Origin of the sequence: Collinsella sp. AM16-21 (assembly GCF_003471905.1) — a bacterium.
Taxonomy (GTDB): domain Bacteria; phylum Actinomycetota; class Coriobacteriia; order Coriobacteriales; family Coriobacteriaceae; genus Collinsella.
Genome location: NZ_QRKJ01000005.1, coordinates 50,382 through 61,148, shown reverse-complemented (window position 1 = coordinate 61,148; position 10,767 = coordinate 50,382). Strand labels below are relative to the sequence as shown.

The window sequence follows — 10,767 nt, the reverse complement described above, 5'->3', positions numbered from 1 at the left end:
GCGCGCCCGGTCAGCGGCGCGCCAATCGCTTGGTATACTTACAGTAGTGCTACCAGCCGAGCCGCCGACCCTTGAAATGAGGTGCCAAGATGAACGACATTCTCGCAAGAAGAGCAAGACGAGCAACTGTGGGCATCGCCCTTTCCGCGGCGCTTGTCGCGGGAATCGCCCCCCCCGTAACGGCGATCGCGGCAGAAACCAGTTCCCCCACCGGTGCAGTTGCCTTGCAGACGGAAGATGCGGCCGCCGCAAAAGAAAAAGCGTATGCAACCATGCAGGAAGCGCTCAAAACCCTCGAGGCCGCAAAAGACGCCGCAAGTCCTGAGAAACTTGCGGTAATCGATGATGACATTGCCGCTTTTCAAGAGATCTACGACATGGTGGTGACGGAAGCCGCCAAATGGAGGAAACCCCTTCCCGCCATGCAAGCGAACGTCGATGCAGCCCAAGCCAAATACGATGAGGCCCACAACCGGACAAGCGGCCTTCAGGCAGAATTAAATAAGGCAATCGACGACGGAGCTTCTAACGAAACTATTAAGCAGTTGCGAAGTGAGATCATGTCGGCAGAAAGGCGAGAAAAATCTTGTGAAGATGATCTTCACCACTGCCAACGCCGGCTCGAAAGCCAGGAAAGACAGGTTCAGCGTTTCGAAAGTGAGGCGGAGAAAGCCAAAGCCCACATCGATGAGGACGTAGCCAAGCGAGATGCGCTCCTCGACGATTTGGAAAAGGCGCAAGCGGCCTATGACGACGCCTGCAAGGCATACGAAGAGGCGAAAGCCGCGGCAGACAAGGTCACCTCGCCCGAGATAACGCAACCGACCGAGACGACGCCTCCCTCCAACTCGGCGCAACCCGCCGAACCGGCACCGCCCGCCAGCTCGCCCGCGACCGGCAAAGGCGCCACGCCGAGCTCCACCAAGCAAGCGAACGCGAGCAGCGGCAAGCCCGGCAAGCTCGCAAACACGGGCGACACTGCACCGAGCGCAATCGCACTCGCAGCAGTCGCCGCCGCAGGCCTCGGAATAAACGCCACGGCTACACGCCGCATCAAGAACTCAAAATAGCTGCCAGCGGTTATTGTCTTCGCCAATCCACAAGCCCAGAGACAAAAAGAGGCCCGTTTCCCCAACCCAGAGAAACGGACCTCTTTACTTGTAAAAACAAATGGTAATGCCACTGTCTCTTGAAGCACATCGCCACCGCGCTCCAAACAACGCCAGCGAGCAGCATTCCTTAAGGGATAGATTTAATTAGGCTAACGCGCCTTTACGGGTGATTTTTGGACGAAGTGGTCCCGGTGCCGGTGGGCTGTTTGGTAGTCGAGCGATCCCGCAGGCAAAGCCGAGGACCAGCGAGGCACCAAACAGCCCGCCGACACCGGGACCGCATCGCGGCACCAAAAAAGCGCCCGTGCGCTCGATGGATTCGGATGCCCGACAGAGGCTCCTTATGGCTGCTTCCTTCCGGACCTGACCAGATTCGGAACATGTCGTCATCCGAACCCATCGAACGCGCTAGGCGCTCGATATATATTACCTGCTCCCGCCCGATGGGGCAAGACAGCTAATTTGGGACGAGGCTTTTTTGACTACTTTTTGACTGGGGACATCAGGGTGACGAAAGTAGCCAAGAAAGCCCCGTCCCAAAAAGACTGATCTGGTGCTGCGCCACGAAAAGGGCCTATCTACTACGTTTTGGTCGCAGGGGTCGACCATAGCCGACTTTTTCGGAAATCGGCAAGCTCTCTACCTGCGGTTTCATTTTTGCAAATTCCGAGATAGTCGAGGGTGGTCGGTTAAACGTAGTAGATAGCCGTGTTTCGTGGCAAACGGTCCGACTCGAAACCCATGTCGACCAGCCTCGGATGACCATTCACGAAGTTGCGGTGGAATACGTACTGAATTGGCACCTTAAAGGCAAAAACACTCCGTATTTCACCGCAACTTATAGAGAGATAGGTTTTAGAGGCGGGCGAGGTCGTAGGATCGAGCGGCAGACTCGCCGGCGCAGATAAGGTTGGTTATGGCTTCTTGGGGATCGAGCGCCAGCTCAAGGCCCATGGGCTTGCGGCAGATCGTCAAAACCAGGTCGACGCCCTGCTCATACACCGCATCCAGGTTGTCAGCGCGACCGCCCACGACGGCAACAACCGGCTTGCCATAGCGCTTGGCACGGCGGGCCACACCCACCGGCGCCTTGCCGGCGGCGGATTGCTCGTCCATATTGCCCTCGCCCGTTATGACCAGGTCGACATCGCGCACATGTTCGTCAAACCCCACGAGATCGAGCACCGTCTCCACGCCCGAGCGCAACTCGGCACCGAGTGCCAACAGCGCTGCTCCCAGACCACCGGCGGCACCGGCGCCGGGCACACCGAGCACCGAGCCAAATGTCCGTGCACCCTCGGATGTGCGCAACAGCCCCTGGGCTCGAGCTCCGGCAATCGCAGCGTCGAGCAAGCGACCGTAGCCGACCATCCAGCTGTCGCACCTGTTCAGCGCCTCGGCATCATCCGCCGGCAGACCCTTCTGTCCGCCGAACACCGCAAGCGCGCCGCGACGCCCTACGAGCGGATTCTCGACATCCGAAAGCACAACGATACGAGCGTCATCCAAAGCCTGCAGCGCTGGCGCCAAATCGATACTCGTCACGTGTTCAAGGCCCGCAAGACCGGGGGCGATATTGCAGCCCTGATCATCGACCACATGCGCGCCCAGCGCCTGCAGCATGCCGGCGCCACCGTCGTTGGTGGCACTGCCACCCAAGCCAATATAGATTGTCTTCGCTCCGGCACGAACCGCACGGAGCATCAGTTCGCCCACGCCATAGGTCGAAGCCGCCAACGCCGCCGACTCCGCACAGGGCGAATACCCAATACCCGCCGCCTCGGCCATCTCAATAACGGCCGACTCGCGCTCGCCGTCCACCAGCATCCGGGCAGACACGCGTTCGCCCAAGGGACCTGCCACCTCGCAGGTCGAGAGCTCACCACCGCATGCGGCGATAGCATCGAGCGTTCCCTCGCCGCCATCCGCCAGTAGCAATGTGCACACCTCGGCATCGGGCCAAACGCGGCGCACGCCTTCGGCAACGACCTCCTCTGCCTGCGCACTCGAAACGCTGCCCTTAAAGGAATCAATCGCCAGCAGCACACGGCGAGGCCGGCGCTGCACGGGACCAAAGTCGAGCGTCTCGCCGGCAAGATCCTCGCCGTCAGCAAGGGCCTCGGCGTGGGCAACATGCGCCTCAAGGTTTGCACCGCAGCCGCAACCGACGCCATCCGCACCGCGCAAACCGGCAAAATAGTTGCTCAGCACCGCGCGACACTCATCCGCCAACACGCCGGCGGTCACATGAAACCGATGGTTTAGGCGCGAATCGGCATTGAGATCGTACAACGAGCCCAACGCACCCGCCTTGGCGTCGCTCGCGCCATACACGCAGCGCCCCACGCGCGCATTGACCATAAGCCCCGCACACATGCAGCAGGGTTCCAACGTCACATAGACCGTACAGTCGGAAAGGCGCCAGCGGCCAAGCGCCTGGGCAGCGGCGCACACGGCCGCAAACTCGGCATGAGCCGAAGGATCCTGGTCGAGCTCGCGCCGATTGTGCGCCCTCGCGACGATCTCGCCGTCGCGCACCACTACGGCTCCGATGGGCACCTCGCCCACCGCAGCAGCGGCGCGAGCCTCCGCCAGCGCCTCGCGCATGAACTTCTCGTCGATTTCGGTGATCGTCATCGTTCGCCTTCCCTGTTGCAAATTCAAAACGATGCTATCATTACGACTCACGGAGAGATGGCAGAGCGGTTGAATGCGGCGGTCTTGAAAACCGTTGAGCGCGAGAGCGTTCCGGGGGTTCGAATCCCCCTCTCTCCGCCACTTTAGTGATGCACCGGCGTCATGGTCCGCTCGAACAGCGCATCGACAACGTCGGCTATCTCGGAGCGACGTTCCAGATCGTGACCAGATTCCCACCACATAGTAAAAAGCCGAATAATGCCGCCGGCGACAAACTCAGCCGTCGTGTCGAGCGACACGGGCGCAAGCGCGTCCTCGTCTAGCGCACTCATCACACACTCGCGGATAGAGCGGGCAATGCGGTCGCAAATCATGCTGGTCAGTATGCCCGACATGCTGCTCGCCAAAATGTTGTCCATGAGCTGCTCATGGGCCAGAATCAGGTCCATGGCGTCGGTGAACACCTCGTGGCGAAGCACGCGCACGTCGTCAGCCGACACCGTGCCGCCCTCGCCAACCCGCTTTTGCGGCAAACCCGACATAAGCTCATCGATATAAAAGGCAAAGTAATCGTTCTTGTCGCGAAAGTGCTTGTAGAACGTCGTGCGGCGAATCATGGCCCGGTCGCACAGCATGGCAACCGTCAGATCCTCAAAACGATGCTCCTCGAGAAGCTCGGTGAAGGCATCGAACAGGGCGCGGTAGGTTTTCTTAATGCGAAGGTCCACTGGTATCGCCATCCTCAGGGCAAAGACAACACTCGAAAATCTGTCGCATATCTTACACCTGTACCTCGCGCGCTTTGCCCCGGTGCCAACCCCGCCGAAAACATAACGCTTACCGGAAAGTTCGGCACGGCAAAACGTTGCGGGTATACTAGTAGCGTTATACCAACGGCAGCTGGCGCATGCCGCCGCGGCCATTCGAAACGGAGACATCATGATTACCGTCATCATCGGCATCGTTGTTGTCATTGTGATTGTCTGCGCCATCGCCGGCATCTACAACAACATGGTCACCAAGCGTAACCGCATCGATAACGCCTGGCAGAACATCGATACGCAGCTGCAGCGCCGCAACGACCTGATCCCCAACCTGGTCGAGACCGTCAAGGGCTACGCCAAGCACGAGCAGGAGACGCTCTCCGCCGTGATCAGCGCGCGTAACACCGCCGTCAAGGCCACCACGCCCGAGGCCAAGATGGAAGCCGACAACGTGCTGACCGGTGCGCTGCGCCAGCTCTTCGCCGTAGCCGAGGCCTATCCCGACCTTAAGGCAAACACCAACTTTACGCAGCTGCAGGCGTCGCTCGAGGATACCGAGAACAAGATTAGCTATGCACGCCAGAGCTACAACGACTGCGTGCTCAGCTACAACAACGCCATTCAGACGTTCCCGGCTGTCATCTTTGCCGGCATCTTCCAGTTTAAGGAGCGCCAGGGCTTCGAGGCCGCCGAAGCAGCCCGCCAGGCCCCGACCGTCAAGTTCTAGTAGTTTGGCAGCGCATCCTTAATCGGCCAAATGCATAAACCGCCCCGTCGAATGCATACTTCGACGGGGCGGTTTCCTTTTTCGCGAAGCTCCCCCTCTAAGCGCCGTGCATTTTTAGGAGTATTCAACATAACCAAGGGCTTCGGGCACCGCGATAAATGCCAAAGAGCGCAAATACCCCTGCAAATCAAACGCTGTCAGCCCATAACCCCGCCCATCATTCGTAGAAAACATCGAGAAATCCCGATTTTTTGCCCGAGGTCGGTATGCAGGGGCCTTCGATTGCAGAATACTCGCAAAAATGCACGTCGCCACCACCCCCACATGGCGCGAACCAAAACAAAAGCGCGGCCTTCCTTTCCGGCGCACTCCGCAGGACGAAAGAACCTCCGCCGCACGAAGTGCGCTGCGGAGGTTCTTGCATGTCCGAGGACGCGCCGGAAAGGAAGGTTGCCCTCGGGCCGAACAGCTATGGCAGCTTACGCGACGGTGTGAACCCAGTCGTGCTTATCCTCGACAGCACCAGATTGGATGCCGGTCAGGGTCTCGCGGAGCTTCTTCATCACGGGGCCAATCTCGGTGTAGCCAGCCGGGAAGGTCACGGTCTCATCGGCACCATAGACCTTGTTGTCGATCTCGCCCACCGGGGAAATGACGGCAGCGGTGCCGCACAGGCCGCACTCAACAAAGGTGCCGGACTTGACCTCAGCCCACTCGACGGGACGCTGGTCAACGGTCATGCCCAGGTCCTCGGCAACCTGAACAAGCGAACGACGGGTGATGGAGGGCAAGATGGAGTCGGTGTGCGACTGCGGAACGACGAGCGTGCCGTCCTCCTTCACGAACAGAACGTTCGCGCCGCCGGTCTCCTCGACATAGGTGCGGGACTCAGAGTCGAGATACAGGTTCTCGGCATAGCCCTCGCGATGGGCCTCCATCGTGGGCTTGAGGGACATGGCGTAGTTCAGGCCAGCCTTGATGTTGCCGGTGCCGTGCGGTGCGGCGCGGTCGTACTCGGAAACGCGCAGCTTGACGGGCTTGAGGCCGCCCTTAAAGTACGGACCGACCGGAGTCACGAGAATGCGGAACGTGTACTCAGGAGCGGGAGCCACGCCAATCACGTCACCGGAGCCGATCATAAACGGACGCACGTACAGGGTCGCGCCGGAGCCAAAAGGCGGAACCCAGGCGGCGTTGGCAGAAACGACCTGCTTGACGGCCTCAACAAACTTGTCCTTGGGGAACGGGGGCATCTCGAGGCGCTGGGCAGAGTTGTACATACGCTCGGCGTTCATATCGGGACGGAAGCAGACGATGCTGCCGTCCTCGGCGGTGTAGGCTTTCAGGCCCTCAAAGACCTCCTGGCAGTAATGGAAGATGCCGCCGCACTCGGAGACATGCAGGGTGTGGTCGGTGGTCAGGCCGCCCTCGTCCCACTCGCCATCCTTCCAATGGGCCTCGTAGCTGTAATCGGTCTTCATGTAGCCAAAGCCGAGGCTACCCCAATCGATATCCTTCTTCTCGACAGTCATGTGTCGCTCCTTACATACACAGTTGCATACTCGCGAACTCGCACGCAAGGACCGAGGCCGACCGCGTCGCAACGTCGCACGCCCGGAGCGTAGAGCCGGACGGGACACGCGGACAACACCAAAGCCCATGGCACGTCGATTCGCATGCACGAGATTGTACTCCCCGCACACGCCTGATAAAACGCTTTTCTTTAACTAAGTAAAGTATTTTCATTCAACCGAAGCTAAAGAGGCCCGCCACCGTAAGCAGTGGCGGGCCTCAACGACACAGTTTGTGCGCTGCCTCGAGCTATGCGTTCTTTTTGCCCAGTTTAGCCTTAACCAAGCCGACCACGGTCGGAATGATCGACACGGCGACGATGCCGATAATCAGCAGCTCAAAGTGCTCCTGCACAAAGGGAATGCCGCCAAAGAAGTAGCCCAGCAGCGTAAAGACCGTCGACCAGGTAATGCCGCCCAGCACGTTAAAGATAACGAAGTTGCGCCAGTGCATGCCGCCCATGCCGGCGATAAAGGGCACAAAGGTGCGGATAAACGGGAAGAAGCGACCCAGGAAGATGGCCAGGTGACCCCACTTGTCCAAGAAGTCCTCGGACTTTTTGATGCGCTCGGGCGTCATGGCCTTCACCTTGCCCGAAGCGATAATCTTTTTGCCAAAGAAATGGCCAATCATAAAGTTGCACTGATCGCCCAAGATGGCAGCAGACCATGCGACGGCCAACAGAGCCACGATGTTAAAGCCGCCGTTATGGGCAAAGAAACCCGAGGCGAACAGCAGCGAATCGCCGGGAAGGAACGGGAAGAATACCACGCCCGTCTCGATGAAGATGATCAGGAACACGCAGCCGTAGGCCATAAGCGGGCCGGCGGCGATCCAGCTGGCAATCGCGGTGCGCGGGTCTTTGAGCAGCTCGGCGATAAAATTGATGAAACCCATGAAGTAAAACCTCTCAGTTGTGGGCGCGGATACGTCCAAGTTGACCAGTATACGGTTGCGGCGCCCCCTCGTGCGCAACCCCACAAAAGCATGACCCCATTACCAGCAAGTTTGCATAACTGACACCTGTTGCGCAATGCCGCCAAGATTGTTCTTCCTAATCCCTAGCGAATCGCTATACTTTATTGAATCGCATTGCCATGGCGCTAAGGGAGGGCGGCCGGTGAGCTTTATCAATACCATTCGCGAGGACATCAAGACCGTCCAAGCGCAGGATCCCGCCGCGCAAAACGGTCTAGTCATCTTCCTTTCCTATCCTGGCCTGCACGCCAAGTGGAACCACGTGCCCGAGCACTGGCTCTGGGAGCACGGTCATCGCTCGCTCGCCCGCGTGCTCTCGCAAATCCCCCGCCACATCACCGGCGTCGAGATTCATCCCGCCGCACAGATCGGCAAGCACTTCTTTATCGACCATGCCATGGGCGTCGTCATCGGCGAGACCACCATCGTGGGCGACAACTGCGTGCTCTACCAGGGCGTCACGCTCGGCGGTACCGGCAACGAGACCGGCAAACGCCACCCCACCCTGGGCAACAACGTCACCGTGGGCACAGGCGCCAAGGTGCTCGGCAACATCCGCATCGGCAACAACGTCAAAATCGGCGGCAACTCGGTTGTCGTCAAGGACGTGCCCGACAACTGCACCGTCGTGGGCGTGCCAGGACGCATCATCAAGCGCAACGGCTGCCGTGTGTTCGAGGAGAGTTTCGACGCCAAGCAGCATCGCGAGTACATGCCCGATGACGCCGCCGAGCAGAGTGCCCTCAACCGCCAGGGCATCACCGAGAATGCCCGCCGCGTCAAAGAACTCGAGCGAGAGGTGGCCGAGCTCAAGGCCCTCGTCGCCAAGCTCATGGACGAACGTTAGGAACGCAAGCGGCACAAAACAATATCGGCACCGACGCAAAAGGCGCGCCAGGGAATCAATCCCCGGCGCGCCATTCCTTTTGATGTGACATGCGGGACTGTCCCTTTGTCACATTATGCGAACTGACTCAGATAGAGGTCGGCGTAAGCACCCTCGGCAGCCAGCAGTTCCTTATGCGTGCCTTGCTCGATAATGTTGCCGTGGTCCATGACCAAGATCAGGTCGGCGTCCACGATCGTCGACAGGCGATGCGCGATCACAAAGCTCGTGCGCCCGCGCATGAGCGCGTCCATGGCGCGGCCGATAGCAAGCTCGGTGCGCGTGTCCACACTTGAGGTCGCCTCGTCCAGGATGAGAATCGCCGGGTTGTTGAGCAGCACGCGTGCGATGGTCAGCAGCTGACGCTGGCCCTGGCTGATGCTTTCGGCATCGTTGGCTACGCGCGTGTCGTAGCCCTGAGGCATGGTGCGCACAAAGAAGTCGACCTGGGCGGCGCGAGCGGCCGCAACAATCTCCTCGCGCGTTGCCTCGGGGCAGCCGTAGGCGATGTTCTCGGCAATCGTGCCGTCGAACAGCCAGGCGTCCTGTAGCACCATGCCAAACTGCTGTCGCAACTCGCCGCGATCCATGCGGCTCGTATCCACGCCGTCGAGCGTAATACGCCCGCCGTCAATCTCGTAGAAGCGCATGAGCAGGTTGATGAGCGTCGTCTTGCCTGCGCCCGTGGTTCCCACCACGGCAATCTTCTGGCCCGGCTCGGCGGTAAACGACACGTCGCGCATGAGCGGCTTGTCGGGCGCATAGCCAAAGCGCACGTGCTCAAAAGCGACGCGGCCCTCAATGCGACCCGGCAGCTTGGCGGCCTCGTCCGGCAGCGGATCGGCCTCCATCTCGGGCTCATCAAGCAGGTCGAACACGCGCTCCGCACTCGCCAGCGCGCTCTGCAGCGAGTTAAAAGTGAACGACAGCTGCGTCATGGGTTCGGACGCCTCGTAGATAAACTGGAAGAACGCCTGGAACACGCCGACGGTCATGTGACCGGCGACCAGCATGCTGCAGCCCACGAGCGCAATCACAATCTGCGCCAGGCGACCGATAAAGCGAACCGCGGGTCCGACGGCGTTAATCATAAAGTCGGCCTTGGTGCTCACGCGCGCCAGCTCGCCCGAGGCCTCGTGCACCTCGGCAGAGCTCTGGTGCTCGCGGTTGAATGCGCGAATCACCAAACGGCCCGAATAGCCTTCCTCGACCGCGCTCGTGATTTTGGACACCCACTCCTGACGCTCGCCCGTCACATCATGCGTACGGCGCGAAACCACCTTGGTCACCAGCAGCGACAACGCCGTAAAGAACAAAAAGACTAGCGTAAGCGGCACGCTAAACACGAACATCACGCCCACGGCGCCCACCACGGTGCCGATCGACACAAGCAGCTGCAGCAATCCGCGCTGCATGCTCTCGGACATCTTGTCCAAGTCGTTGGTCGCACGGCTGACGACCTCACCGGGACGATGCGCATCAAAGAAGGCAAGCGGCAGACGGTTGAGCTTTTGTGCGATGCGGTTGCGTAGACGCAGGTTGAGGCGTTCGGCCACGCTCGACATCAAAAAGCTCTGGAGCGCATAGAACGAGGCGGCGGCAGTCCAGATCATAAAGTAGACGAAGATGGTCTTGCCGCAGTTCTCCCAGGTGATGTTGAAGGTGGTTCCGTTGGCAAACGCCACCTGAATGTGGCCCCACAGCTCATCGATCACGCGGGCGCTATATGCCGGCGCGGCGGTGTTAAAGATGACATAGAACACAATGCTCGCAAACACGATATAGAAGCGCCAATGGTCGCCGGCAGCCTCGCTCCACAGGCGGCGCACCGTCGCCCAGGTATCACGGGGCGTCTCGTCTTCGTCTTCGTCATCCACGTCGCGCATGCGCTCTGCCTCGGCGCGGGCACGCTCATCCTCGGCTCGTTCGTTTTCCTCGTAAAGCGCTTGACGACGAGCCTCGCGCCCGGCCGCCGCCTTGGCGGCGTCATCCAGCTCGGTCGACGCGGCAGCCTGGTCGACCGTTTTATCGGCAGCGTCCGCAGCGGCGGCATCGACAAGGCCGCCCTGCTTCTTGAGCTCCTCGGTCATG

8 protein-coding genes, 1 tRNA gene and 1 other RNA gene are annotated in these 10,767 nt (G+C 60.0%); 4 read left to right on the top strand and 6 right to left on the bottom strand.

The features are described 5' to 3' along the window. Positions 1-89: 89 nt before the first annotated feature. Positions 90-1,070, top strand: a complete 981-nt coding sequence (locus tag DW180_RS03985; RefSeq protein ID WP_147357373.1) for a hypothetical protein — start codon at positions 90-92, stop codon at positions 1,068-1,070. A 349-nt stretch (positions 1,071-1,419) separates the two neighbouring features. Here the strand turns inward: DW180_RS03985 and ffs are convergent. Both ffs and tadA read right to left on the bottom strand, forming a co-directional pair. Continuing rightward, positions 1,420-1,515, bottom strand: an RNA gene (gene ffs, locus DW180_RS03980) — signal recognition particle sRNA small type. A gap of 452 nt (positions 1,516-1,967) precedes the next feature. Then, entirely contained in the window at positions 1,968-3,749 is a 1,782-nt protein-coding gene (gene tadA, locus DW180_RS03975) for a tRNA adenosine(34) deaminase TadA (RefSeq protein WP_118237549.1), read from the bottom strand. Between the two features lie 51 nt (positions 3,750-3,800). Here tadA and DW180_RS03970 point away from each other — a divergent pair. Next, a tRNA-Ser gene (locus DW180_RS03970) sits at positions 3,801-3,890 on the top strand. A 2-nt stretch (positions 3,891-3,892) separates the two neighbouring features. Here the strand turns inward: DW180_RS03970 and DW180_RS03965 are convergent. Further along, complete coding sequence (locus DW180_RS03965) at positions 3,893-4,477, bottom strand: TetR/AcrR family transcriptional regulator (protein ID WP_118237547.1); 585 nt, start codon at positions 4,475-4,477, stop codon at positions 3,893-3,895. 211 nt (positions 4,478-4,688) lie between these two features. Here DW180_RS03965 and DW180_RS03960 point away from each other — a divergent pair, with 211 nt between their 5' ends. Then, on the top strand, positions 4,689-5,240 hold the full coding sequence (locus DW180_RS03960) for a LemA family protein (RefSeq protein WP_082421874.1): 552 nt from the start codon (positions 4,689-4,691) through the stop codon (positions 5,238-5,240). A gap of 479 nt (positions 5,241-5,719) precedes the next feature. Here DW180_RS03960 and DW180_RS03955 read toward each other — a convergent pair whose 3' ends face one another. Together DW180_RS03955 and DW180_RS03950 are read right to left on the bottom strand one after the other, a co-directional pair. Beyond that, positions 5,720-6,772, bottom strand: coding sequence for a branched-chain amino acid aminotransferase (locus DW180_RS03955; protein ID WP_118237545.1), 1,053 nt, complete (start codon positions 6,770-6,772; stop codon positions 5,720-5,722). A gap of 289 nt (positions 6,773-7,061) precedes the next feature. Beyond that, entirely contained in the window at positions 7,062-7,709 is a 648-nt protein-coding gene (locus tag DW180_RS03950; RefSeq protein WP_118237543.1) for a DedA family protein, read from the bottom strand. A gap of 223 nt (positions 7,710-7,932) precedes the next feature. Between DW180_RS03950 and cysE the strand changes: the two genes are divergently transcribed. Continuing rightward, a complete protein-coding gene (gene cysE, locus DW180_RS03945; RefSeq protein ID WP_117564329.1) occupies positions 7,933-8,637 on the top strand; it encodes a serine O-acetyltransferase in 705 nt (234 codons plus the stop codon). Between the two features lie 113 nt (positions 8,638-8,750). On the opposite strand, the gene DW180_RS03940 is transcribed toward cysE, so the two are convergent. Further along, positions 8,751-10,766 (bottom strand): ABC transporter ATP-binding protein, encoded by a 2,016-nt coding sequence (locus DW180_RS03940; protein WP_118237541.1) that lies wholly within the window; start codon positions 10,764-10,766, stop codon positions 8,751-8,753. Position 10,767 lies beyond the last annotated feature (1 nt).